1 protein-coding gene is annotated in these 338 nt (G+C 72.5%); it reads left to right on the forward strand.

The features are described from left to right. Window positions 1–40: 40 nt before the first annotated feature. The coding region (locus ACSNOK_RS33615; protein ID WP_436784557.1) for a hypothetical protein at window positions 41–338 on the forward strand (298 nt) is incomplete at its 3' end.

Here is a 338-nt window from a genome sequence, read left to right on the forward strand (position 1 = left end):
GCTTACCGTCGCCTACCGGACCGGCGGAAGGCCGGCGAGCGTGGAGATCGGCATCGCCACCGTCCCCGAGGCCGTCCACCGCAACGTCCTCGCCCTGGACACCGTGCACGAGAAGATCACCGCGGGCAGCTGGGTCGCGATCGAACGCCCCCGCAAGGGCGCCCCGGACGGCATTCCCGGCGACAGCGGGCTCTCACTGGTCACCACCCGTGTGACGGCCGTGCGCACCGGTTCCTACGCCCGCTACGGCATCACCGGGCGGGGCACCGAGCTGACCCTGGCCGACCCCTGGCTGGACGAGCACGACGTACTGCTGTCCCACGTCCGGGACGCCACCG

The organism is Streptomyces sp. URMC 126, from assembly GCF_051386555.1.
In the GTDB taxonomy this organism is placed as follows: Bacteria; Actinomycetota; Actinomycetes; order Streptomycetales; family Streptomycetaceae; genus Streptomyces.